The 25,269-nt window shown below is 43.7% G+C and carries 25 protein-coding genes; 12 read left to right on the forward strand and 13 right to left on the reverse strand.

Features of this window, described 5'->3' with window-relative positions; genetic code table 11:
- Window positions 1-47: 47 nt before the first annotated feature.
- Window positions 48-1,283, forward strand: coding sequence for a magnesium transporter CorA family protein (locus tag ACPUEY_RS02025; protein ID WP_425120973.1), 1,236 nt, complete (start codon window positions 48-50; stop codon window positions 1,281-1,283).
- A gap of 109 nt (window positions 1,284-1,392) precedes the next feature.
- Here ACPUEY_RS02025 and ACPUEY_RS02030 read toward each other — a convergent pair whose 3' ends face one another.
- The 8 genes from ACPUEY_RS02030 to ACPUEY_RS02065 form a co-directional block, all read right to left on the reverse strand.
- The gene (locus ACPUEY_RS02030; protein ID WP_092819146.1) at window positions 1,393-1,650 is read right to left on the reverse strand and encodes a YdcH family protein; all 258 of its coding nucleotides are present in this window, start codon (window positions 1,648-1,650) and stop codon (window positions 1,393-1,395) included.
- Between the two features lie 93 nt (window positions 1,651-1,743).
- Window positions 1,744-2,082 carry a chaperone modulator CbpM gene (locus ACPUEY_RS02035; RefSeq protein ID WP_092819145.1) on the reverse strand — a complete coding sequence of 113 codons (339 nt, stop codon included), beginning with the start codon at window positions 2,080-2,082 and terminating at the stop codon, window positions 1,744-1,746.
- A 10-nt stretch (window positions 2,083-2,092) separates the two neighbouring features.
- Complete coding sequence (locus ACPUEY_RS02040; protein ID WP_425120974.1) at window positions 2,093-3,058, reverse strand: DnaJ C-terminal domain-containing protein; 966 nt, start codon at window positions 3,056-3,058, stop codon at window positions 2,093-2,095.
- Between the two features lie 142 nt (window positions 3,059-3,200).
- Window positions 3,201-3,668 (reverse strand): DUF2147 domain-containing protein, encoded by a 468-nt coding sequence (locus ACPUEY_RS02045; RefSeq protein WP_425120975.1) that lies wholly within the window; start codon window positions 3,666-3,668, stop codon window positions 3,201-3,203.
- A 431-nt stretch (window positions 3,669-4,099) separates the two neighbouring features.
- Window positions 4,100-4,555 carry a DUF2147 domain-containing protein gene (locus ACPUEY_RS02050; RefSeq protein WP_425120976.1) on the reverse strand — a complete coding sequence of 152 codons (456 nt, stop codon included), beginning with the start codon at window positions 4,553-4,555 and terminating at the stop codon, window positions 4,100-4,102.
- Window positions 4,556-4,788: 233 nt separating this feature from the next.
- A complete protein-coding gene (locus ACPUEY_RS02055; RefSeq protein WP_131272939.1) occupies window positions 4,789-5,664 on the reverse strand; it encodes an Hsp33 family molecular chaperone HslO in 876 nt (291 codons plus the stop codon).
- A 50-nt stretch (window positions 5,665-5,714) separates the two neighbouring features.
- Complete coding sequence (locus ACPUEY_RS02060) at window positions 5,715-7,556, reverse strand: monovalent cation:proton antiporter-2 (CPA2) family protein (protein WP_425120977.1); 1,842 nt, start codon at window positions 7,554-7,556, stop codon at window positions 5,715-5,717.
- 59 nt (window positions 7,557-7,615) lie between these two features.
- Window positions 7,616-9,838: a primosomal protein N' gene (locus tag ACPUEY_RS02065; protein ID WP_425120978.1), complete on the reverse strand. Its 2,223-nt coding sequence runs from the start codon at window positions 9,836-9,838 to the stop codon at window positions 7,616-7,618.
- A gap of 152 nt (window positions 9,839-9,990) precedes the next feature.
- On the opposite strand from ACPUEY_RS02065, the gene gspF reads away from it, so the two are divergent.
- The 3 genes from gspF to ACPUEY_RS02080 all read left to right on the forward strand — a co-directional run bounded on the left by gspF (window position 9,991) and on the right by ACPUEY_RS02080 (window position 12,390).
- Window positions 9,991-11,196 (forward strand): type II secretion system inner membrane protein GspF, encoded by a 1,206-nt coding sequence (gene gspF / locus ACPUEY_RS02070; RefSeq protein WP_425120979.1) that lies wholly within the window; start codon window positions 9,991-9,993, stop codon window positions 11,194-11,196.
- A 72-nt stretch (window positions 11,197-11,268) separates the two neighbouring features.
- On the forward strand, window positions 11,269-11,772 hold the full coding sequence (gspG, locus tag ACPUEY_RS02075; RefSeq protein ID WP_425120980.1) for a type II secretion system major pseudopilin GspG: 504 nt from the start codon (window positions 11,269-11,271) through the stop codon (window positions 11,770-11,772).
- A 282-nt stretch (window positions 11,773-12,054) separates the two neighbouring features.
- A complete protein-coding gene (locus tag ACPUEY_RS02080) occupies window positions 12,055-12,390 on the forward strand; it encodes a hypothetical protein (RefSeq protein WP_425120981.1) in 336 nt (111 codons plus the stop codon).
- Window positions 12,391-12,931: 541 nt separating this feature from the next.
- Here ACPUEY_RS02080 and lnt read toward each other — a convergent pair.
- A complete protein-coding gene (gene lnt, locus ACPUEY_RS02085) occupies window positions 12,932-14,491 on the reverse strand; it encodes an apolipoprotein N-acyltransferase (RefSeq protein ID WP_425120982.1) in 1,560 nt (519 codons plus the stop codon).
- A complete protein-coding gene (locus ACPUEY_RS02090; RefSeq protein ID WP_425120983.1) occupies window positions 14,488-15,327 on the reverse strand; it encodes an HlyC/CorC family transporter in 840 nt (279 codons plus the stop codon). The genes lnt and ACPUEY_RS02090 overlap by 4 nt, the downstream gene beginning before the upstream one ends.
- A 200-nt stretch (window positions 15,328-15,527) precedes the next feature.
- Here ACPUEY_RS02090 and tusA point away from each other — a divergent pair, with 200 nt between their 5' ends.
- Window positions 15,528-15,785, forward strand: coding sequence for a sulfurtransferase TusA (gene tusA, locus ACPUEY_RS02095; RefSeq protein WP_425120984.1), 258 nt, complete (start codon window positions 15,528-15,530; stop codon window positions 15,783-15,785).
- A 144-nt stretch (window positions 15,786-15,929) separates the two neighbouring features.
- Here tusA and ACPUEY_RS02100 read toward each other — a convergent pair whose 3' ends face one another.
- Window positions 15,930-17,642, reverse strand: coding sequence for a 4Fe-4S dicluster domain-containing protein (locus ACPUEY_RS02100; protein WP_425120985.1), 1,713 nt, complete (start codon window positions 17,640-17,642; stop codon window positions 15,930-15,932).
- A 184-nt stretch (window positions 17,643-17,826) separates the two neighbouring features.
- Between ACPUEY_RS02100 and ACPUEY_RS02105 the strand changes: the two genes are divergently transcribed.
- From ACPUEY_RS02105 to ACPUEY_RS02125, 5 genes are all read left to right on the forward strand, one after another.
- Complete coding sequence (locus tag ACPUEY_RS02105; RefSeq protein WP_092819131.1) at window positions 17,827-18,438, forward strand: DUF1285 domain-containing protein; 612 nt, start codon at window positions 17,827-17,829, stop codon at window positions 18,436-18,438.
- A 48-nt stretch (window positions 18,439-18,486) separates the two neighbouring features.
- Window positions 18,487-19,359 carry a glutamate racemase gene (murI, locus tag ACPUEY_RS02110; RefSeq protein ID WP_425120986.1) on the forward strand — a complete coding sequence of 291 codons (873 nt, stop codon included), beginning with the start codon at window positions 18,487-18,489 and terminating at the stop codon, window positions 19,357-19,359.
- A 126-nt stretch (window positions 19,360-19,485) separates the two neighbouring features.
- Window positions 19,486-20,514 carry a DUF4062 domain-containing protein gene (locus ACPUEY_RS02115; RefSeq protein ID WP_131272931.1) on the forward strand — a complete coding sequence of 343 codons (1,029 nt, stop codon included), beginning with the start codon at window positions 19,486-19,488 and terminating at the stop codon, window positions 20,512-20,514.
- Between the two features lie 66 nt (window positions 20,515-20,580).
- Entirely contained in the window at window positions 20,581-21,594 is a 1,014-nt protein-coding gene (gene hemH / locus ACPUEY_RS02120; protein WP_425120987.1) for a ferrochelatase, read from the forward strand.
- 21 nt (window positions 21,595-21,615) lie between these two features.
- Window positions 21,616-22,260 (forward strand): MBL fold metallo-hydrolase, encoded by a 645-nt coding sequence (locus tag ACPUEY_RS02125; protein WP_425120988.1) that lies wholly within the window; start codon window positions 21,616-21,618, stop codon window positions 22,258-22,260.
- A gap of 42 nt (window positions 22,261-22,302) precedes the next feature.
- Here the strand turns inward: ACPUEY_RS02125 and ACPUEY_RS02130 are convergent, their stop codons facing one another.
- The gene (locus ACPUEY_RS02130; RefSeq protein WP_261181189.1) at window positions 22,303-22,488 is read right to left on the reverse strand and encodes a hypothetical protein; all 186 of its coding nucleotides are present in this window, start codon (window positions 22,486-22,488) and stop codon (window positions 22,303-22,305) included.
- Between the two features lie 600 nt (window positions 22,489-23,088).
- Window positions 23,089-23,274 (reverse strand): DNA gyrase inhibitor YacG, encoded by a 186-nt coding sequence (locus ACPUEY_RS02135; protein WP_092819125.1) that lies wholly within the window; start codon window positions 23,272-23,274, stop codon window positions 23,089-23,091.
- A gap of 84 nt (window positions 23,275-23,358) precedes the next feature.
- On the opposite strand from ACPUEY_RS02135, the gene ACPUEY_RS02140 reads away from it, so the two are divergent.
- Both ACPUEY_RS02140 and ACPUEY_RS02145 read left to right on the forward strand, forming a co-directional pair.
- Window positions 23,359-24,033: an SAM-dependent methyltransferase gene (locus tag ACPUEY_RS02140; RefSeq protein ID WP_425121043.1), complete on the forward strand. Its 675-nt coding sequence runs from the start codon at window positions 23,359-23,361 to the stop codon at window positions 24,031-24,033.
- A gap of 7 nt (window positions 24,034-24,040) precedes the next feature.
- Window positions 24,041-25,243: a TIGR03862 family flavoprotein gene (locus ACPUEY_RS02145; RefSeq protein WP_425120989.1), complete on the forward strand. Its 1,203-nt coding sequence runs from the start codon at window positions 24,041-24,043 to the stop codon at window positions 25,241-25,243.
- Window positions 25,244-25,269 lie beyond the last annotated feature (26 nt).

Below are 25,269 nucleotides of genomic sequence, written 5' to 3' on the forward strand. Positions count from 1 at the left end.
ATTTCCATCAATCAGACAATAAAAAAGCACCCTAGAGAATTGCTGATATGCAGGTTTATTATTTCTACCAACATCCCACCGAACAGCATATTTTTGTACAAAAAGACCAAAATGCTACTGCTGAACCGGTCTTCCTGTGGATTGATTGCACCCGGGAAGATGTGGTGAATCGTGCGGATGAATGGCAAAAAGACATCTATCAATATACTCAGCTAATATTAAATGAATTTCATGTGAAAGATATTTTAAATCTGGAGCATCCCTGCAGCTTCGATACTTTGGAAGATTATGACCTGCTGATTTTCCGTAAACTGATCACTCCGGATGACGATATAAAAACCGGAGCACAAGCGCTGGAACAGCATGAAAAGATGTTTGGTCTAGCTACCACACCGGTGAGTTTTATCATGACCCCTCAGGTGCTGATTACGGTGCGTGAACAAGGCAACAGGGCGGTTGAGAATTATATCTCACGGATAGAAATGAATTTTACCCGTTCTGTGCAGGAGCAAAACAAATCACGTAAAGTTTCTACTACACCTTTAGATTTGGCTTTACGCTTGCTGAATAGCATAGTAGATGGCTATTTAGATTTGCGTGTACCTTTGACCCGACGTGTAGAGTTTTGGCAGCAAGAATTACTGCAGGGCCATCGCAGATTTACCAAATGGGATCAGTTATTACAGGAAAGCATGTCTTTTCAGCAAGTAGAAAATCTCTGCGAAGAACAGATTGATACCTTGCAAGAACTGCGCGATGAAATTGTCGATAATTACCCACATTTAAAAGGCAAGAAAAAGTCTGAACGGCAAGACATTATGTTGGTACGGATGAATGATTTAGTTAGCCATGTCGAACGAATTCAAAAGCATACAGTTCGACTGCGCGCTTCCATTCAGGCAGCCATCGATTTGCATTTCTCTGCAATTGCCAACCAGACCAATGAAAATATGCGTATTCTGGCCATTATTACCGCGATATTTGCCCCTCTAACCTTATTGACTGGGGTGTATGGAATGAATTTTGAGTTTATTCCAGGCTTAAAATCTCCAACCGGGTTTTGGAGCATGCTGATTGTGATGCTGCTTACTACACTACTGCTGGTTTATTATTTTTATCGTCGCCATCTGGTGGGGCGTGGGGAAAAGAGCGTCATCGATTTACTGGCCCAACAGCATCAGGATCAACACGTGAACCTGTTCTGGTTTTTAAACTATCAGCCGATTAAGCAATCGGTCAAAGAAACCATGAAAGAAGTTGAAAAACTGACCAAGTTTAAATAGTAGGTCAGTTTTTATCACATTTTTATCCGGACTTATTGTGTTTGATGTGCCATCAGTACAGCTCAATTAAATCCAGAATGGTCTTGGCCATTGGCAGTTTGCGACAAGATCAACCTGCTTGAGCATTCTGGGACAGAATTTTATAAATTTCATCTTTCATTTTAAGTTTCTTGCGTTTTAATGAATCAATATCGTCATTAATTAAATTCACCGGATTAAGCTCAAGCTGCGCGATCTCCTTATCAAGTTCCTGATGACTCTCAAATATTTTTGCGAAATGAGGATCATCATGCCGTAGTTTATGGATCAATTCCTGATGTTCAGGAAACATTCTCTTCACTTTCTTATTGCATTCTTTGGTTTTCATAAGCCTAGATTATTCTCCAGCGTTGAATTTCAGAACAAAATAACCACCACATACCTGATCTATAAACGGTACGGTGGAGACAGCAAAGTAGCCTTAATTGCCTTTTACATTTAAGTGCTTGACCTGTTTACGTAATTGTTGCACTTCATCAATCAAATCGAGCATCATTGCCACCGCAGAAAAGCTGGCATCGAAGTCGCGCTGCAAACGGTAGGCCCGACGTGCACGCGAAACATCATCACCAAAAAATTGATGAATTCTTTCTTCTGGACGCGTGTCCAGAATATCGTATTCAAGGAGTTGTAAAACCCATTCCGGACTTTGCCCGCACGCATCAGCAAAATGCTTTAAATCAAAACTGTAATGTTCATCAATGACATCTGCAGGATTAAACTCATCAGATATAATTTCACGATAATGAATAGTCGTCATGATGTTCTCCTTAATCATTGCGCGGCTTAAATGTTGCAAAAGCTTCGGAAAAAGCTTGATAAGCCTGCTGTTCATGTTCAGTTTGCGCAGCTGGATACACAATATTTAAAACCAGGTAGAGATGGCCGGGGACTTTGCTTGGAATTCCTTGGTCCTTGAGCCTTAACTGTTGACCAGTTTTGGCATTTTTAGGCACATTTACCTGAATTTTTTTACCTTCGGGCGTAGAGATTTCAATGCTTTGCCCCAGTGCAGCTTCCCAGGGGGCAATGTTCACGCTGTAATAAACATCGGCCCCTTCAACCCGAATCTGGGCAGTATCCTTGTAATGAATTTCAATGTACAAATCCCCATTTTTGCCGCCATTAATGCCACTCTGACCTTGGCCATTCAGACGAATGTGTTGACCTTCTTTCATGCCTTTGGGGATTTTCACCTGTAAGGTCTTGCGTTGAACTTCAGGTTCTCCATAAGCATTTAAAGTGGGAATCTGCAAGGTAATCCGTTGGGTTGTACCGTGATAAGCAATTTCAGGATCAATTTCTATACTGGCATGCTGATCTTCGCCTTGATAACTGCGCTGTTGCTGTCTTTGCTGGTTCTGGTATTGATAGTTACTGCCCCCAAAACCCGAGCCAAAACGTCCAAACAGATCTTCAAAACCACTAAAATTGGAATGTTGCTGATTAAAGCCCTGCCGATAGAACTGGGTATTGTCAAAACCACCGGTTCCTGTCTGTGCCCCGGATTGATAAAAAGCTTCAGGATGATCCAGCTGAAAATCATATTCGGCTTTTTTTTCTTCGTTGCTTAAGGTGTCATAGGCAACATTAATGCTTTGCATCTTTTCTTCAGCATCGCTCTCTTTGCTGACATCAGGATGGTATTTTCGGGCCAGTTTCCGGTAGGCTTTCTTTATTTGATCCTGTGTGGCATTGCGGTTAATGCCAAGAACTTCGTAATGACTTTTAGACATAAATAAGAAGCTAAAATTGATTATGTTTTAATCATTATTATGCCTTTCATAAATCTGAAACAGTATAGATCTGTACCTTATTGTTTCAAATCATGACAAAAAAAGGCCCCTCAATAGGGACCTCCGAAATTTATCAATAAGATCAGTGTTTAATCCAGGTCACACTACGACCAATCACCGATACGCCGACAAAACCACGAATGGTTAAACGCTTACCATTGCTGCTTAACCGTGCCTTGCCTTTGTAAACTTTGCCGCCAATCGGATCAAGTACGCGACCATTGTTAAATTCGCGTGGATTGTCCGGATTTTGTTTAAATCCCCAAATAAAAGGTAAACCAATAAAGGGTTTATTTTTTAAGTTGCCCGGACAGTTTGTACAGATGACCATCTTTTCTGTACCCGGCACACTCCGGGTTTCGACGATGATACCTTCATAGGTGCCATCCGGTTTTTTACTGATTTCTACATCGGCACGTGAATAACCAGTACGATCATCAATGGTTTTCCATTTGCCGACCAAAGGGTCATTATCGTTTGCTGCAAAACTGAATGAAGAGAGGCTTGCTAATAGTAGTCCTGTCACAACACTTTTATATACATTCTTCATTAATTCCCCCTGTTGAAATGAATGTCTTATATTTTTAGAGTAAAACGCCTAATTTATAGCGATAAGTATCTATAAAATCAAATGATTAAATTGCTAAATAAGTCACATAAATAAAGGGGAGTGTTGTGTGGTTTATTTTTTAATTTCCTTTTGATTAAAAAACACCCGAACTCGATATTAAAGATTTAAAATTTTATTTAATGAATATTTTACCGGAATGCAGAATATGGCTTTTCAGGAGGAAAAATTATTATTTTTATAGGTTTTAATCATGAAATTTATCTTTTGATATATCTAAGTGAATAATAAAAAATAATTTATTGATTAGTTATAGAGATGAATGTTGCACTGGATTTTGGGATGATACATGTGGAGGATGCACAAGTTTCTAACAGGACGGAGATAAAAACTTGTGCTGAATGAATAGCATGTTAATCCACTCTAATCCAGGAAACGGTCCGGCCGAGCAAACTGGTTCCAATAAAGCCGCGTAAGGTCAGGACATTGCCTCGTGTATTGAGACGTCCCTTACCTTGATAGACATGACCTGAAAGGGGATCAAGTACCTGACCATCAATAAATTCATCTGTCTTTTTAGGATTTTGCCTAAATCCTGACAATATCGGCAAGCCAATCAGAGGGGCATTTTTGAGTGATCCTTTGCATTTTTCACAATGATCAATAGCAGTACGGTTTGGAATGGCATGGACCTGGATAATTGTTCCCAGATACCCTCCATTTTCTTTCTTGGTGATAAGAACGTCAGCACGAGCATATCCTGTTTTATCATCAATCGCTTTCCATGTACCCACTAAATCAAGGGCTTTTGCATGAATAAAAGGACAGGTCAGCAGTAATAATAGACTAAGCATTATTTTTGTGTTCATGTGGTCAATATTTCCAATTATTAATTTATTTTTATGTATTAAAAATAAAGCATTATTTGAGATTGTTCTGCTTTATTTTGAAATGAAATTTTACGCTAAAATATTTAAAATACAAGTGTAAAAAAATGAGGTAAAAAAGATAAGAAAATAATGGATTTTATTTTTAATTTTTTGCGAAGATAAAAAAAAGGACAGCGATTATAGCTGTCCTGATGTTGTTCACTTGAATAAAATCAACTGAGGTGTTTACCAAATAAACCAAAAGCTTCTTCGGCAGTAAATGTGTAGCGGGTGCTGCAGAACTGGCAATCCATGGTAATCGGATTCTGGAACTCTAAAGTTTCACGCACTGCCTCTACACCAATTTGAATCAGGGCATTGGCACAGCGTTCTTTAGAACAGGTACAGCCAAAGCTTAATCGTTCAGCTTCAGGTAAACGCACATCTTCTTCATTATATAAACGGTAAAGAATTTCAGTCGGTTCAAGATCTGTGAGTTCTTCCGCTTTTAAGGTTTCGGTCAGCATGGTCAGGCGTGGCCAAAGGTCTTCATCCACACGTTGCTGTTCTTCTTCACTGTTGCGTGGCAAGAGTTGAATCAGCAGACCGCCAGAGCGTTCAGCTGTACTCGCCAACACAATTTTTGTTGGAATTTGTGCTGATAAATCATAATACTGCATTAAACAGCCGGCCAAGGTATCATGCTCAAGCGCAATAATACCCTGATAGCGTTCACCGAATTCAGGCTCGATATTAATAAACAGCACCGGATTGACCAGGGCATTAAACACCGTACTGCTGTTTTCCGCCTGGAAAAAGCGTGGATCTTCTTCATAATCGGCTGATGCGCGTAACTGGCCTAAATGATTACATTCCGCCATTGCCCATTTAAAGGTGCCCGCTGCCTGAATTTGCAGGCTGATACGGCCTTTAATTTTCAGGGTGCTCGCTAACAAGGCGGTAGCGCTGAGCATTTCCCCCAAAAGAATTTGAATGGCTTGCGGATAATCACGCTGCGCGAGAATTGTTTGCAAAACGCTTTCCAGATGGACGACTTCACCACGAATCGGGCAATTTTCAATATAAAAGCGTTGACGTAATTCAGACATAAATTTCTCCAATAGCCCGTGTTAATGGTGTCTATATTGTAAAACACAAGCTAGTTACTATCATCTCTTGTGACATCAATACGCTGATGTTCTAGACCGCGTTGTAAATTGACGCCAGTAGGTTCTTGACGAATTTGCGCATCACTTTCAAATAGATGTTCCAGTTCTGCCAGTGCATTACGATGGGTTTCATAAATTTTCTGTTCATCAGTATAAACCCGTTGCTGTTGAAGCAATAATTTCTCATCGTAATCACGGAACAGTTCAATACTCTTATACGCATCTTCTTCGCTGATCTCTAATTCACGTAAAGCGCGATAAGCCATGCCCAGTGAGGATAAATAGGTTTCACGCCAGATCAGTTCGACCCCCAAATCCCGCAGTAAATGCACATGATGGCGGTCTCGGGCGCGTACCAAAAGTTTCAGATTGGGATAGTTTAAACGAATATGGCGCGCCACATTCATGGAGTCTTCAATATCATCAATCGCCAGGACAAAAACTTTGGCGTGTTCAATGCCTGCGGAACGTAAAATATCGGGTTGTGTGGCATCACCATAGTATACCGTGCCGCCATAGTTGCGCACGAAATCGACTTTTTCCAGGTTACTGTCAATGGCGGTAAAAGACTGGTGCTGTAAATGGGCAATACGGGCAATGATCTGTCCGAAACGGCCAAAGCCGGCAATGATCATCGGGTTGTGGATGTCTGGAATTTCATCATAGACGGGGGCTTTTTCTTTATCTATTAAAGGAAGAATCCAGCTGCTGATGATCCAGTACAACATTGGGGTGAGTACCATGGAAAGGGTTACAATCAAGGTCAAAGGCTCAAGCATGGCTTGAGTAAGAACTTTTTCACTACTGGCAACCTTGAGGACGACAAAGGCAAATTCACCGCCTTGAGCCAGACAGGTCGCAAGCAGTAAGCTGTTGCGCCATGAATAGTTTAAATAGCGGGCAATGGCCGTCAGGGTCACGCTTTTGACCAGCATTAAAATGAGTGCACCGCCAATAATCAGCCAGGGCATATCCACCAGCAGTGACAATTGTGTGGTCATGCCCACCGTCATGAAGAATAGGCCTAGCAGCAGCCCTTTAAACGGTGCAATACTGGCTTCAAGCTCATGTCGGAATTCAGAGTCGGCCAGCAACACCCCGGTTAAGAAAGCGCCGAGGGTGGTGCTGATGCCGAGCACATCCATCAATGCCACCACGCCCAGCACAATAAATAAACCGACGGCGGTAATCAGTTCATGCGCGCCACTTTTGGCCACAAAGCGAAAAAATGGCCGCATCATGTAGCGGCTAAACAGGAACAGGCCGCTAAAAGTCGCAATAATTGCGGCAAAATACGCCACCCCATGATGGGTCGATTCGGTACCCGCCAATAAGGGAATAATCGCCAAGAGCGGAATGGCCGCAATATCCTGAAACAGTAAAATGGAAAAAGATTGTTGCCCGAAGGTGGTGTTGAGCTGCTGCTTTTCTGAAAGCAGCTGTAACACAAAGGCTGTGGAGGACAGTGCCAGCGCCATACCAATGACAAAGCTGGCAGAAAGGTTTTGGTTTAAGACAAAAAAAGTCAGGATGGCCAGAATCACCCCGGTAATACCGACTTGCAGACTGCCCATCAGGAAAATGGATTTGCGCATTTCCCACAGCCGTTGTGGACGTAGCTCCAGACCAATAATGAACATCAGCAAAATCACGCCAAATTCGGCCAGTTCCTGAATCGCTTCCGGATCACTGGCAATATTGAATACGCTGGGACCGAGCAGAATGCCTGTAAACAAATAGCCGAGTACCGTGGCAATGCCAAAACGCTTGGCGAGCGGCACCAAGAGCAGCGAAGCACCCAGAAAAATCGTAATTTGTAACAGTAGCGACATTAGTTTGTCCTGGAATTTATTTTAATTTCAAGGAATTTAAGCACAGCATAAATGTTGATTTAGCTTAATTCTTGAGGATCTATATCGAGTGTCAGTTTCATGTTTGAGGGCTTTTCATGCAACATATTTTGCCACCAGGTACGGATATAAAAATGTAATCGGGCCCGATCTTGTGACAGCAGCACCATATGCGCCTGATAACGCCCGGCCTTACGTTCCATCGGGGCAGGAATCGGTCCCCAGATATCAATCAGGTTTTCCGAAACCTGTCTTAAAGCCTGGGCATGTTGCTGTAAAAATTCCTGGTTCTGTTCCTGACTTTTCGATTCACAGCGAATTAAGGCGGCATAACGAAAAGGGGGCAATAAGGCAGCCTGACGTTCTTTTAAGGTCTGTCTGGCGAAATGCCGGTAATCCTTGTCAATTAAGGTATTTAATAGGGGGTGATCCGGTCTCAGAGTTTGCAAATAGACTTCACCTTTGCGTTCACCGCGTCCGGCACGCCCGGCAACCTGTACGATCAGTTGTGCGGTGCGTTCGGTGGCACGGAAATCGACACTGAGCAGGCCGGAATCAATATCTAAAATGGCCACTAAAGTGACATAGGGAAAATGATGTCCTTTGGCCAGCATTTGCGTCCCAAGCAGAACAACCGGTTCACTTTTTTGAATCTTGTCATAAATTTTTTGCCAGCTGCCGACCCGGCTGGTGGAATCGCGGTCGACCCGAATCACGTCGAAATGGGGGAACAGTTGTTGCAGGTTTTCTTCCACTTTGGCGGTACCGAGACCAATCGGCTTTAATTCACTATGCGTGCACTGCGGACATTGCTCGGGCAGACGGTGAATGCTGCCACAGTGATGACAATGTAAATGCTGATAAGGCTGGCGATGCACGGTAAAGTTGGCGTCACAATGCGGGCATTTGGCTTGCCAGGCACAGCTTTCACAAATCAGCACCGGGGCATAACCGCGACGGTTTAAAAACACCAGTACCTGTTCTTTTCTATCCAGACGTTTTTGAATCTCATCAATCAGGCTTTGGCTTATGCCATTCTGTTTTTGCGCAATTTTCAGGTCAATCAGATGAATCTTTGGCATGACGGCCGCACCGGCACGCTGATTCAGTTCTAAACGGGTCATTTTTCCCATTTCAACCAGCGCATAGCTGTCAATACTCGGGGTGGCTGAGCCTAAAATAATCGGACAGTTTTCCAGATGGGCACGGTACATTGCGACATCACGGGCATGGTAGCGAAAACCTTCCTGCTGCTTAAACGACAGGTCGTGTTCTTCATCCAGAATGATCAGCCCCAGATTTGGCAGCGGCGTATAAATGGCTGAACGGGTTCCTAAAATAATTGAAGCCTTGCCGGTTTGTGCAGCCTGCCAGGCTTGCAGGCGCTTGGAATCATTCAGTCCTGAATGCAGCAGTACAATGTTGCCATGAAAACGGGACTGGAACCGGCTGATGGTCTGCGGGGTCAGGCCAATTTCAGGCACTAAAACCAGGACCTGTTTGCCCTGTTTCAGCACCTCTTGCATGATTTGCAAATACACTTCGGTTTTACCACTCCCGGTCAAGCCATCCAGTAAAAAGGCCTGATATTTTTTCTGGGCTTTCAACACCTGTTGAATGGCTTTTTTCTGATCTTCATTGGCGGTTAAGGGCATTTGTGCCAGGGTGACGGGCTGCGGACTAAAGTCCTGATGTTCCAGCATACACTCCACAATTGCCTTTTTTTCCAGCGCCTTGAGTGTTGCCGTTTCAATTCCGGCTAAATTTAAAATATTTTCCGTGGTGCCTTGAGGATGTAATTTCAGCACTTTATAGGCTTGTTGCTGTTTTTCAGAGCGCATCAGCTTGTCTTCGGCATGCAAATCCAGCACTTTCCACATTCGGGCCAATAAATTATAGGGTTTGCCCTGACGTAAAAATGTTGGCAGGGCGCTTTGAAAAACTTCGCCAACCGGAAATTGATAATATTGCGCGGACCAGGTGAGCAGGCTTAAAATTTTTCGATCTAACAGCGCTTGGTCATCCAGCAGCTCAGTGATGGCTTTGAGCTTAAAACGCGGATCTATCGGGGTATTGGCCGTTAATTTTTCAACAATAATACCTACCAGATTTTGCCGTCCAAACGATACGGCCACACGTGCCCCAACTTCAGCTTGCCGGTATTGTTCAGCCGTTAAGGTGTAGTCAAAACAGTCGTAGAGATGTACAGGTACGGCAACACGAATGCGATAAATGTCGGCTGGCGTTGATGGTGTATTTGGCATAAATAAGGGGCAAATGGTCCTGATCAAATTTCGTCGTGCTAAAGGGCGAGTTATGTTAGAGTGAGCAAATCATTTATGTATAAGAATATGAATGATTTTGGTGGTCAGACGCAACAGCGCTGAAGCAAATTTTGGAAAATTAGAGCATTACAATGCCTGCATATCAATTTACTGCCATTGATGCTTCAGGGAAGCAGCAAAAAGGCGTGTTAGAAGGGGATTCTGCACGTCAAATTCGTCAACAGCTGAGGGATAAAGAACTTATTCCTGTGACGGTTGATCCTGTCGAGCAAAAAGATAAGCATCACTCAGCCCGCTGGTTTCAGAAAAAAATCACTGCTTATGATTTGGCCTTGTTTACCCGCCAGCTTTCAGTTCTGGTGGCAGCCGGAATTCCTTTAGAAGAGGCGCTGCGGGCGGTAGGCAAGCAAAATGAAAAAGCCCATGTGCAGAATTTGTTGATGTCCGTGCGTTCAAAAGTACTGGAGGGGCATTCTTTGGCCAATGCTTTACAGCAATCCGGACGTTTGCCCGAGCTTTATATTGCGACCATTGCCGCTGGTGAGCGCTCAGGACATCTGGATCTGATTCTGGACCAATTATCGGATTACACCGAAAACCGCTTTGCCATGCAAAAAAAAGTGCAGGGCGCGATGATTTATCCCATCATTTTAATGCTGATGTCCTTTGCCATTGTGATGGGGTTGATGACTTATGTGGTTCCCGACATTGTCAAAACTTTTGATCAAAGTAAAGATACCTTGCCGTGGATCACGGTTGTCTTAATGAAAACCAGCGATTTTATTCGGGTGGCTTGGCCCTTTTTACTGATCGCGGGTGTTGTGGGGCTGATGGGACTGTTACGTTTTTTAAGAACCACAGCCGGACATTATGCATTTGATCGTTTAACGCTCAAATTGCCATTATTGGGTAAATTATCCCGTGGTATCAATGCAGCACGTTTTGCCAGTACTTTATCAATTTTGACCCAATCTGGCGTGCCTTTGGTGGATGCACTTAAAATTGGCGCCGCGGTGAGTAATAACTGGGTCATCCGAGATTCGGTCAATTTGGCCGCCGAGCGAGTCACTGAAGGCGGTAACCTGGCGACACAACTGGAACGCAGTGGTTATTTCCCACCGATGATGGTACAAATGATCAAAAGTGGCGAAGCATCGGGCGAGCTGGATCGTATGTTAGAGCGTGCCTCGACCATGCAGGATCGGGAAGTGACTACACTGATTTCTACTTTGCTGGCATTGCTTGAGCCTTTGATGCTGGTCTTGATGGCAAGTATTGTGCTGGTGATCGTGATTGCAGTGATGCTGCCAATTGTGAATATGAATAATATGATTTAAACAGAAATAGAGTAAATTCTACGAAAAATCGAAAGTGAATCAAACTTTCTAAAGATGAATGAGAGAAATTGAATGAAAAAGACTGAACCGGTTGTGAATGAAATCTCCTCCTCAAGCACAGCTTTCGGACTTGCGGCACGCTCGAGTGGCACTCGAGTGAATCGTGCCTCAGGCTTTACCCTCATTGAAGTGATGGTGGTGATTGTAATTTTAGGTGTATTGGCTGCACTGATTGTTCCTAATGTGATGGGGCGCGGTGAAAAAGCCAAGGTTGATACCACTTCCATTACCTTAAAAGGCGTTGCCGGGGCTTTAGACCAATATAAACTGGATAATGGGAAATATCCGTCCATGCAAGATGGCGGTTTAGATGCCTTGGTAAATCAGCCGGCTTCGGCTAAAAACTGGATGCAGGGCGGTTATGTCAAAGGTGGTTATCCGAAAGACAGCTGGGACAATGATATTCAATATGTGATTCCCGGTGCTGAAGGTCGGGCATTCGATTTATATTCTTTTGGTGCCGACGGTAAAGAAGGCGGTGAAGATACCGATGCCGATATTTATTATCAGCCTTAATTAAAAATCCTTAATTATTTTAAGGGTATAAAATATATCATTTCACTTCATCTGGTTATTCAATAAAGGATGAAGTGATAATAAATATTAATTATAAAATATATATTAAGATATTGAATTTAAAATAAATTATATAATAACCACGATTTAAGGATTATAATAAGAATGATTCCCATATTTGTTGATTACAATAATTGTAAAGTATCCAGATATATAGTCTTTTTATTTAATTAAAACTGAGCATAATATTCTTAAAGGCATTTTTTAGCCAAGGAGAATGGAATGAAAGCATTTATAATATCGGATGAAATTAACCAATTTCATTGGGCAATGCTCAAGTCTGTTCTTTTAATTTTGAGCTTACTTCCCATCAGTCAAGGCATTTTAAACTTATGGAATGCGACGGAAGGCAGTAGCCAGATTATGGTCGGATTTTTTGCCATCAGTTTATTCAGTGCCCTGTTTGTATTGTGCTTTTGGTCTGCATTAAAAGCGACTGTATTAAAATTAAAACAAGAACAGTCTTCAGTTTTAGAACAAAGTATAGTGAGCATTTATCGTTACATTCCCATGTTGTTTTTAGCAAGCATGATTTCTTATCTCGTCACACAATTATAAAATCCAGTGCATAAAAAAAACCGAGATAAATATCTCGGTTTTTTTTAATTACTTTTTAAAAGGCTCCTCCCTTTGGAAAAGGGAGGTTGGGCGGGATTTGTGGTGGCTTGTGAAAATACTTAATCCCTCTAAATCCCCCCTTTTCGAAAGGAGTAATGCCAGTCAGTTAAGAAATTTATTGGTATTTTCTTTTTTAAATTCATGACTGTATTTGATATGTGAGAAAGTCATCCGCAACTGTTTGAGGCAGGACTACATTAAGAAAATGATTGTTTCTGCGACAAATTTGCTAGTTGATAGTGGCTGACGAGTTTTGCGGTGAGGAGCATTGCTCCGCAAGATGCCTTTGCTCTTACGAAGCAGTGCTTCTCAGGGCGAAACCAAAGTAACAAATGAGCTGCAAAAGTTTGATTTAAAACGGTAAGACTCCACCATGGATTACTAAAAATTAAGGAGTTTATTTCTAAACTCCTTAACTGATCAGCATTATTCCGAAAGGGGGGACTGTTTCTCCCTTGAAGAAGGGAGCTCAGATGGAGTTTCAACGCCGTGATTTAAACGAAACATCCACCTTACGTGGCCGGAAGCGCCAACCCAGTAGTAATAGCAAGAATGATATAATCAATACTGGCCAATCACTTAAGCGCATATACAAGGTTTCACCCTGCATCGCAGGCAGTTCACCACGAAGAATTGCAGTTTGGTCGGTCGGTGCCTGTTTGACAATATGTCCGTGATGATCGATAAATGCCGTTACCCCGGTATTGGTGGCACGAATAAACCAGCGTCCATTTTCTTTGGCACGCATCTGTACCATCTGCAAATGCTGCCAAGGTCCCGCTGTACCAGTAAACCAAGCATCATTGGACACCGTCACCAGATAATCGCTTTGACTGGCATTGCGACGGGTCAGGTTGGGATAAGCCACTTCATAGCAAATGGCCGCACCCAGCGCATGGTTTTTCACATTTAACGGGTTCTGGTCGCGCGCTCCGCGAGAAAAACCGCTCATGGACGGATCATTTTGCAATGCAGGCAGTACCCAGCTGAGCCAGCCAGATAAAGGCACATATTCGCCAAAAGGAACCAGACGCTGTTTTTTATACAGGCCGTTCGATTCATCACCGCTTGCCATAATGCTGTTGTAGTACATTGGGTGTTGTTCAATTTGTGATTCTTTCAAATCCCAGTAGGGGATACCCGTCACCCACGCTGTTCCGGTTTTATTGGCCTGAACTTTCATGGCATCTAGAAACGGTTCAATATCCGTCTGGAACATTGGAATGGAAGATTCCGGCCAGACGATCAGATCCCGTCCCCATTCAGTCCGGCTTAGATTGGCATAGATCATCAAGGTTTTGATCTGGTATTCGGTCAGCCATTTCAGGTCTTGCGGAATATTGCCCTGAATCAGGGAAACGGAAAGCGGTTTCTCAGCTTTTTTTTCAACAAATTGAAGATAAGAAGCTCCCCAGGCACCCAGCAGAAAGATGGCTGAGGGGATGATCCAGAACACTCGCTTATTCAGAATTTCCACCAGTGCACAGGCCAGTATAATCACTACAAACGATACGCCGAAAATACCGAATAAGGGCGCATAGTTATCCAGGAAACGTTCGGTAAAGGCATAACCGACAAATAGCCAGGGAAAACCGGTAAATACCCAGGTTTTGGCCCACTCGAAGAATATCCACAGCGGTGCAAAAGTCAGGGGTGTTTCCGGGAAAAAGCGGCGATAGATCCAGGTTTGCAGCGCGGTAAATAGCCCCATCACCAAGGCCATGAAGGCAATCATCAGTACGCTTAAGAAAGCACTGGTATCCCCATAAACATGGATTGAGGTATACAGCCAGAAGGCCCCGACAAACCACAAGCCAAAGCCATAAGCCCAGCCAATGAAAAAAGCCTGTGGAGCAGAGCGTTTACGCAGCGAAGCATAGAGCAAAGCTGGCGACAATATGGCCAGCCACCAGTAATAATAAGGTGCCAGTGCAAAACTGAACACGGCACCTGAAAAAAGCGAAATTAAAAAGGGATAAATAAAAGGGAGCTGCTTGTGTTGTTGAGATGAATTTAACAGCTTATCAAAGTAAGTTCTCATTTACGGACAGCTCGAATCAGATGAATAGTACGTGCATCTGCTTCTAAAATGGTAAATTCCCAATTTTCAAGTTCAATCACTTGACCTTGTAAATCGCTGACTAGACCCATTTCTTGAAGCAATAAACCGCCGACAGTTTCTACTTCATCATCGGAAAAATCAGCATCTAAAACATTGTTAAAGTGTTCAATTGGTGTAAGTGCCTGAACCAGCCAGGTATTCGCCGTGTGTGGATCGTTATCGGGAATAATGTACTGGGCTTCTTCATCGACCTTGTCGTGTTCATCTTCAATTTCACCGACAATTTCTTCCAGAATGTCTTCTAAAGTGACCAGACCTGAAGTCGTGCCATATTCATCAATCACCACTGCAATATGGGTCTGGGTGTTTTTCAACATCCGCATGACCTGATCGGAACGGGCACTTTCCGGCACAAACAGCGGTTGGCGCATTAAGGCGCGAATATCTACTTTGGAGGTAGGTTCGGTCAGGAAAGGCAACAGATCTTTGGCCAATAAAATGCCGACGACATTATCCGGTTGATCAGATGAAAAAACAGGAAAACGTGAATGTGCAGATTCTACCAGGACATGCAGAATATCGAGCAGCTGATCATCTTCTTGCAAGCTGATCATGGAAGTTCGTGGGGTCATGACCTCACGAATCTTGGTTGCCGGAAGGTCAAGCACGCCTTCAAGCATGGCAACAGTATCGGGTTCTAAAAAACGACGTGAATCTTGTACTAATTTTAACAGTTCGTCGCGAGTTTCGGGTGCTGTACTCAGCCATTTGCGTAAGCCGCGCATGCCCCACGACGGGCCTGATTCCTCGTGCATGATCTTTCCTAAAGACGCTTAATATCTAAAAAATGTAATTTTAATCATACCGTAGAAAATACAGTTGTCTATCGCTAATCTTCATCTAAATCAGAGTTAATTAGGTCAGAAAATCAGGCTATCTCCTTCATTTTCCAGCATATCACCGGACCTTTATGTTTATGCTAAAATAACCGCAGATTTTAAACCTGAGTTTTCTGATGTCTGAACCCTCTGTCATTCCAAGCATTCAATTAAATACCCGTGGATTACGTTGCCCTGAACCGGTGATGATGCTGCATCAGGCGATTCGTAAATCCAAGTCTGGCGATGTGGTGGAAGTATTTGCAACAGATAATTCAACTTCTTGGGATATTCCGAAATTCTGCATGCATTTGGGACATGAGCTGTTATTGCAGGAAGAACGTTTAGATGAAAACGGCAATAAAGAGTTCCATTATCTGGTGAAGAAGGGTTAATAATTTTTTATTTAAAATACGTGATTAGAGATGTGTGATTGAAAGATTGATTCATCAATTACGACTTAAATTTTAAGGTGTTTTAATCGCTAAAAAATAAACCCGCTTTTTAGCGGGTTTATTTTATATCTCAACTGAGACTCATTACATATTCGGGTAGTTTGGACCACCACCGCCTTCCGGCGTTACCCAAGTGATGTTCTGTGAAGGATCCTTGATGTCACAGGTCTTGCAGTGTACACAGTTGGCTGCATTGATCTGGAAGCGTTTTGAACCGTCATCATTTTCCATGATTTCGTATACCCCCGCCGGGCAGTAGCGCTGTGCCGGTTCATCCCATTTTGGCAGGTTGACATTCACCGGAATCGAGGCATCGGTCAGCTTCAAGTGTGCTGGCTGATTTTCTTCATGCACCGTGTTGGATACAAATACCGAAGATAAACGGTCAAAGGTCAGCTTGCCATCCGGTTTTGGATAGTTCGGCTTGAAGGTTGCGGCATCGACAGTTTTCAGCGTACCGAAATCCGTCACCAGGTCGTGCAGGGTAAACGGCACCTTAAACACGTTTTGGTCGATAAAGTTAAATGCACCACCGAGCCACTGGCCAAACTTGTGCATGGCCGGGCCAAAGTTACGCGAATTATATAATTCTTCTTTCAGCCAGCTGTTGTTGAACTTGTCGGTGTAAGCAGTCAGTTCTTTGGCAAACAGGTCTTCGCCTTCCGTCACGCGCGCAACGGACAGGTCACCGCCTTTGGCCACGCCTGCAGCAATCGCTTCAAATACCGCTTCACCGCAGAGCATGCCGGATTTCATCGCGGTATGTGAGCCCTTGATTTTGGCAAAGTTCAGGAAACCGGCATCATCACCAATCAGGCTACCGCCCGGGAAGGTGAATTTCGGCAGCGAGTTAAAGCCGCCTTTGGTCACGGCACGCGCGCCATAAGAAATGCGCTTGCCGCCTTCCAGATACTGCTTGATCAGGGGATGGGTTTTCCAGCGCTGCATTTCCATAAACGGATACATATGCGGGTTGGTATAGGACAGATCGACGATCATGCCCAAAGTCACCTGATTGTTTTCAGCGTGGTACAACCACCAGCCGCCTGACGAACCGGTTTCATTTAACGGCCAGCCGGCACCGTGCATCACCAGACCTGGCTTATGTTTCGCCGGGTCGATTTCCCACAGCTCCTTAATCCCGATCCCGTAGTGCTGCGGATCTGAGTCTTTATCGAGGTTGTATTTGGCAATTAAACGCTTGCCGAGGTGGCCACGGCAGCCTTCAGCAAACAGGGTGTATTTGGCATGCAGTTCATAGCCTGGAGTAAAGTTGTGCGTCGGTTCGCCATCCTTGCCAATGCCCATGTCACCGGTCTGGATGCCTTTTACCGAACCATCTGCATGATAGAGAATTTCCGATGCGGCAAAGCCCGGGAAGATCGACACTTCCAGCTCTTCCGCTTTTTGGCCCAACCAGCGCACTACGTTACCAAGCGAGATGACATAGTTGCCATCGTTGTGCATGGTTTTAGGCACCATCCAGTGCGGGGCTTCCTGTGATTTTTCATCCGAGAGCAGGAAATAGGTTTTGTCTTCGGTTACCGGCACATTTAAAGGAGCACCTTCTTCCTTCCAGTTCGGGAACAGCTCATTCATGGCACGTGGTTCCAGTACTGCACCGGAGAGGATATGCGCACCGACTTCAGAGCCTTTTTCCACCACACAAACCGACAGATCGTTCAGGTTGTTTTCAATTGCAAGTTGACGGATCTTGATCGCTGCAGAAAGACCGGCCGGTCCTGCACCTACGATGACGACGTCAAACTCCATCGATTCACGTTCGATGTGTTCCATGTAGGATTCCTCATATGATTAGAAGGTGGCAACCGTCATTATTCCGGTGCTGCCATGAGTATTCTGTGTGCCCAGACACAATTTTAATATCGTGCCTTTTATATTGTGGGCTAGTATAGTTTTAAACCTCGATCTAGCCAATTGGCTGAATCATATTATTTTTCCGTCAGCAGGGTCTTTAGTCATGATTAATCAAAATAATTCACCAAATCCGACGAAAAAAGTAGCTATTCCCGATGATAAAAATTTAAAAGGCATTGCACAATACTTAAAAGATGCACAGGCCGGTCACAAAAGGTCAATACCCCCATTGGATCAATTCAACCCAAAGCATTGTGGGACAATGGATTTAAAGGTAAAAGCCAATGGAGAATGGTGGCACGAAGGTCAATTGATTAAACGACAAGCCCTGATTGACCTGTTCTCAACCGTGCTCTGGAAAGAACAGGGCAAATTCTACTTAAAGACCCCGGTTGAGCAGATTGAAATTGAAGTAGAAGATGAGCCTTTATTTGTCAATCAGGTGGATCAGGTCGAGATTGATGGAAAGACTTATATTCAATTCACCACGACCACTCAGGATATCGTGATTGTGGATCAGCAGCATCCGATTTTTATGCGTGAATATGAAAGTGAATTGCGTCCATATGTACACGTGCGTTTTGGCATCAATGCATTAATTCAACGTTCTGCTTTTTTTCATTTAATTGAAATGGGACAGCTGCTTGAAAATGACAAAAATGAAACCATTTTAAGCTTACAAAGTGGCGATTTTTACTTGCAATTGGGCACCTGAGGTTTAAGCTTTGATCTTCCGATTTCTTGAACTGCTGAAAGTGAAACCATGACAGCCATTCATCCTGTTTATCCTTTAATCGATCCAATGCCTAAGGCACATGCTGATGCACCCATCGGGATTTTTGATTCTGGAATAGGTGGTTTGTCTGTCGCACAAGAAATTGCCACACATTTGCCCAAAGAACGTATTGTTTATTATGCCGATACTGCACATGTACCGTATGGCCCACGAAAAGATCAGGAAATTCGTGAGCTTACGGCGCATGCCATTGAGTGGCTATATCGGAAGGGGTGTAAAGTCGCAGTTGTTGCATGCAATACCGCGTCTGCATTCAGTCTGGATTATTTACGTGATTATTATGGAGAAAATTTTCCGATTATCGGTCTGGTACCGGCACTAAAACCGGCCGTTTTGCAAACTAAATCCAAAACCGTGGCTGTGCTTGCCACGCCTGCAACCTTTCGTGGTCAGCTGATTAAAGATGTGATCCAGCGTTTTGCAATTCCCGCCAATGTGCAGGTTATTCCTGTCACCTGTCTTGATTTGGTGCCTTTTGTGGAAAGTGGCGCACAGATGAGTGAGGCCTGTTTAGCGACCTTAAAAGCAATTTTGCAACCTGTGGTTGATCAGGGAGCCGATTATTTAGTTTTAGGTTGCACACATTATCCCTTCCTAAAATCTGCAATTCAGTCTATATTTGGTCAGAAACTGACATTAATTGACTCTGGACTGGCAGTTGCGCGACAAACAGCCCGTATTTTGATCAAAAATCAATTGTTATTTGAGCAAGAACAAAATAATGGCTTACGCATCGAGTGCTATGTGAGTGGCAATAATGCAGAAAATTTAAAAACTGTGCTGCAGTACCTGATTCAAGAAGATTTGACTTGGGATATTCGTAATATTGGTGTTGAATAAATAAACAAATGCGGCTAGTCTTTTGAAATATATTAAAAAATTTTTATATTGGGGTCGCTGAGTTATATCGGGACTGCTCAGGATGTATCAGTCAGGATGTAATAAGCAATTGGAAGAGGATAACCAATGCTCGATAAGCGTTATCAGGTTTTTATTTCTACTTCTGGCAGTGAAATGCAGCCGGAACGCATCGTTTTGGCTCAAACTTTAGTGGGCATGGGTTTCTTTTCTTGGGGATTAGAACAGCGAACGCCTTTAAGCACTGCATTTGCACGTCGTCAGATTGATGATTGCGACTATGTGGTCCTGCTGGTAGGCAGTCAGTATGGTGAACAGTCTGTGTCAGGTGTGGGTTATATGCATCTGGAATATATTTATGCCGTCACCAAACAGAAACCGATTATTGTCTTTATGCATGAAGACCCTGCATCACGTGATGAGTCTTTACATGATCAAAAACCTGAATTGCGCGAAAAATTTTTAGAATTCCGTAAATTATTACAACAAGAAGTGGATCAGATTTTTACTTACCGTAGCCTGCGTGATCTGGAAATGGCCGTACGTTTTAACATGCCACAAATGTTGGAGCGCTATCCGGTATCGGGATGGGTTCGACCGCAAAACACCCAGGCTTTGCATGATCAAATTGATCAACTGAAAGCCAAAATTGAACAGCTGGAAACCGAAGTCGGAAAACGGGAAGTAGACCCGTTCCTGTCTTTACCTAAAGTTTCCATGAATGAACTGTTTTCATTTGAATATCGTATGCATGCCTACCAGGATGGCAATTTTAAAGAACTGAAAATTCAGAAGAAACTCACCTGGGCTCAGCTCCTGTCTATTTTGGGCAGCATGTTTGTCAATCCAACACCAGAAGAATATTTTTCCAAATGCATCAATGATTATTTGAATGAGACGGGTCTGGCAGATGCCCGGATGGAAATGCCACGTGCCCATGCCGTTGCCCGTGCACAAATTAATATTCGTGCCTTACACAATATTAAGCTGCAAATGCGCCAAAATGACTGGATTGTGCCGTCAGGCCGGGATGACCGTCAACGAATGCTCTGGCAGCTGACCCTCAAGGGACAAAAGCTACTTGAAAGTAATTTGCTGGATAATGATCGTGTTTTTCAATTTAAATCTGCATTTTAATCCATAGAGAGAAAGTACAGAAAGCTGTTAAAGTAAAGCAGTTCATTTCTATTGGAAAAGGGTTTGATGTCTTCTGCACCTAAAACGAAAGTCACGATTATTTTGGCCAATTTGGGTACGCCGGACCAACCCACGGTCCCTGCAGTTCGTCGGTTTTTGAAGCAGTTTCTGTCCGATCAGCGCGTCATTGAAATCCCGAAGCCGATCTGGCAAATCATTTTACGGCTGTTTATCTTGCCTTTTCGTCCCAAGCGTGTGGCCCATGCCTATGAAATGGTGTGGCAGCAAGATTCTCCCATGCGTGAAGTGCTCTTGAATCAAGTCATTGAAGTAAAGAAAGCATTGACCGGACAATATCCTGAATTTGAACTCAACATTATTCCTGCCATGACCTATGGCAATCCAGGCATTGATTCTGCCTTGAATCGCTTATCACAGGACATTCCAGATCACATTATTTTATTGCCTTTATTTCCACAGTATTCAGCCACCTCAACAGCACCTTTATATGATGCCCTGGCAAAATGGATTTTGACGCAGCGCAATTTGCCCGGTCTGTCCATTATTCGCGATTATTATCAGCATCCCGCATTTATCCAGGCGCTGGCGCAAAGTGTCCGGGACTATCAGACCGTACATGGCCAGCCAGAAAAACTGTTGATGTCATTCCACGGCATCCCTCAGCCTTATGCCGATAAAGGCGATCCTTATGCAGAACGCTGCCGTGTCACGGCACAATTATTGGCCGATGCATTGGGCTTATCCGGGGAGCAATGGGCCATCAGTTTCCAGTCGCGTTTTGGAAAACAGGAGTGGGTAAAACCTTATACCGATGCCTTGCTGGAAGAATGGGGCAAGCAAGGGGTGAAATCGGTTCAGGTCATGAGTCCTGCCTTTTCTGCAGACTGTCTGGAGACCCTGGAAGAGTTAGCGCTGCAAAATGCTGAAATATTCCATTCGGCAGGTGGTGGAGAATATGCCTACATTCCGGCATTAAATTGTCGTCCAGATCATATCGCCTTGCTCAGCACACTGCTTCGGGCTAATCTTGATGGATTAAAGCAAACATTCGCTCACTAATTTCTCCGAGGTTTCATTATCATGCTGCAAGTCAAAATTTTGCCGGTCACGGCATTTCAGCAAAACTGTTCAATTGTTTGGGATGCTGAATCTAAAGAAGCCATTTTGATTGATGCGGGCGGTGAAGCGGAAAAACTACAAGCCGAGGTGGAAGCTTTGGGGCTGAAAGTAAAAGCCTTATGGTTGACCCATGGGCATCTGGATCATGCTGGTGCGGCGGGTGCTTTAAGCAAGGTCTGGAATGTGCCGGTAATTGGTCCGCACAAGGAAGATGCCTTCTGGCTCGACATGATTCAGGAAGTATCGCAACGTTATGGTTTTCCTGTTCCTGAAAAGGTAGATGTGACTCAATGGCTGGAAGGTGGAGAAGTTTTAAAGCTAGGCGAAGAGGAATTCGAAGTCCGTTTTGCTCCAGGTCATACGCCGGGTCATGTGATGTTCTATAACAAAAACTATGGCCTGTTGTGGACAGGGGATGTGTTGTTCAAGGGATCGATCGGACGTACAGATTTCCCGCGCGGCAATCATCAGCAGCTGCTTGATTCCATTCAACGTGAATGTTTTAGTTTACCGGATGAAACGCAATTTATTTCCGGTCATGGTCCCTTAAGTACCATTGGTTTTGAAAAACAGCATAATCCCTTTGTAGCAGGTAAAGCGGGTTAATTCTTTTTTGTTTTTCCTGTACGAGATTGATGAATTATTGCATCAATCTCGGTGAAAGGGTCCACTGCGTAGCTGTTTTAATTCCAGTGCAATAATAATGGCTGCCAGTATGAATAAGATGCCAATCGCAATAATAATGCCATCATGGGTATAAATTCCAAAAATCAGTCCCACAATACTGAAGCCAACAAACAGAAAAAATAGAACTTTTAAGCACCAAAGACCCATGGAGTTCTCCTTTTTTTATCATTTTTAAGATTTATCATTGTTAGTTTTTTATCGTTATAAGGCTGGTATAGCCAAAATTCTTATTTTTAAATGTTTAGTTATTCAGAAAAATTTTATTACTATTCTTGTAGGGCTATTATAATTTAAAAAGTGACTACTGGTTGTTCTTTTTGTCTATAAGTAATAAAAAATTAACATTTGTAAGATAGTGTTTTTAATCATTTCTGTAGATAGATTTAATTACATAATGAAGAAAACAAGAATAAATTTAATACAAAATTGTAGACAAGTTGACTTTTTCTGTATAAAAAGTGGACTTTTATCACGTGATTTATAATTTATAATTTCCGAGGGTCGGTTGGTGAAGCTACTATTTACAAAAATAACACTGTTTATATTTACTATTCTAATGTTGGTATGTTTGGGCTTGGGGATTTATAGCCACGATATGCTCATCACGGCGATTGGTATCCTTCTGATTTTTTTTATTATTCTTTTGGGTTTGGAATATAGGAAAATGCTTTCCAATCCATTTGACTAAGGTGAATCAATCCCTTTTATTCACCTGTAGATAATTTTCCTGCGGATCACGCAAGATGATTAAAAATCATCTTGTTCGCCACTGTTATCTGCTTGGGGGGCATCTTGAGTCGGCAGTTTATATTCATCATTCGCCCAGGCTCCCAGATCAATCATTTTGCAACGTTCTGAACAAAAAGGACGAAATTCATTGCCTTCCCAGTGAGTGGGTTTACCACAGCGTGGACACGGAAAAGTGCGCGGCATGTTATTCTCCGAATAAAAATAAGGATTCAATTAGGCAAATACAGTCGCTCTTGCTAGACTTGAGCGGATTTTTGTTAGTTTGATCTGATTATGCCAATTCGTCAATTTCAAGCACAGCGTATGCATGCACCTCGTGATTTTCAAATGATTCGCCCGGATCCCGTTTGTGTGGAAATTGGTGCCGGCAAAGGTAAACATGCCTTGCTGTTTTCAGCTCAACATCCTGAAAAAAAATTGATTGCCATTGAGCGCACGCGTGAAAAATATCTGGCCATGCAAAAACAGCATGTCCTGGAAGGACAAACGAATTTACAGGCGATTCATGCCGATGCCATGCCGTGGATTGTGCATGCCTTATTGCCTGCTCAAGTACAGCAGTTTTTTATTCTCTATCCAAATCCTGAACCGCATAATCCGGCACAGCGCTGGTTAAACATGCCATTTTTTGAATTTCTGCTGTCACGCTTACAGCCGGGTGGTACCGTCACTTTGGCCAGCAACATTCCTGAATATATTGCAGAAGCACAGCAGCAGTTGATTGAAGTCTGGAAATTGCCTTTTGTCAAAGAAGTGATTCCAGGCACCTCGGCGCGTACCCATTTTGAAATTAAGTATCTGGGACGCGGGGAGTTGTGCCAGCAATTAATCATCAGCAAGCCGGAAGGCTACACTACGCGCTTTGATGATTTTAAGCCTTTGCAAGGCCAAAATCCGGTTCAAGCCGTAACATCAGAAACTGATATTAAGAACGCTGAATGAGTGGTTTATGAAAAAGCGTGTTGCAATTATTGGGGCAGGTCCCGCAGGGTTAATGGCTGCAGAAGTCTTGAGCCAAGGTGGCTATGAGATTCATGTCTATGAACAAAAGCCGTCTGCTGCACGCAAGTTTTTGATGGCGGGTAAAACCGGACTGAATATTTCCCATGCCGAGCCAATTGCGCAGTTTATTCAGCGTTATGATCAGGCGGAATGGCTGGCCCCTTGGGTAAAAAAATGGGATGCCCAATGGATTCAGCAATGGATGATGGGTTTAGGGATTGCATCCTATATCGGCTCCTCAGGACGGGTGTTCCCGGTAGAAATGAAGGCTGCCCCTTTACTGCGTGCCTGGCTAAAACGTCTGGTTGAACAGGGGGTGATATTTCACTATCGCCATCAGGTGTTGAATCTAAAGGCTCAGCAATTGTGTATCCGGGATGTAACCACACAGCAAGACAGCGAACAGGATTTTGATGCCATCATTATGGCTTGTGGGGCAGTATCGTGGTCACAACTCGGCAGTGACGGCGCATGGCAGCAATGGCTGTCTCCGCATGAAATTGAAGCCTTTCAGGCCAGCAATGCCGGGGTGGAGCGTACCTGGTCCAAGTTTATGCAGCCGGTCTTTGGCCAGCCTTTAAAACGTGTCGAAGCCTGGGTAGAGGGTCAAGCCAAAAGCATGGGCGATATTGTGATTACCCATTATGGTCTGGAAAGTGGCCTGGTCTATAAGCAGGGGCGTGCACTGCGCCAGCAAGTGAAAAATGGTCAGGCCATGCAACTGTATCTGGATTTGCTTCCCGAGCAAAGCATGGAGCAATTGGTGAAAAAATTACAGCCGGGTAAAAAGCAGTCATTGAGCACTGTCTGGCGTAAGGCGGGACTGGATGCAGCGAAGGCCAGCCTGGTGCGTGAACTGGTTGCAAAACCTCTATGGAACGATCCAATAGCTTTGGCCCAGCAGATTAAACAGCTACTGATTGCTGTAACGGGATTTCGCCCTATAGAAGAAGCGATTAGCTGTGCCGGTGGGGTGAAACGCGACGTGTTGTCCGGGCAGCTGCAATTAAAGTCCAACCCGCATGTATTTTGTTGCGGCGAAATGCTGGACTGGGATGCACCGACAGGAGGCTATTTGCTTACGGCCTGTTTTGCCACAGGTCGTGCTGCAGGTGAGGGTGTACATGCCTATCTGGCTGCACAAAAATAACAGTGCATCATGCGGCCGGTTTTGAA

The organism is Acinetobacter sp. G11, assembly GCF_049808495.1.
In the GTDB taxonomy this organism is placed as follows: Bacteria; Pseudomonadota; Gammaproteobacteria; order Pseudomonadales; family Moraxellaceae; genus Acinetobacter; species Acinetobacter kookii.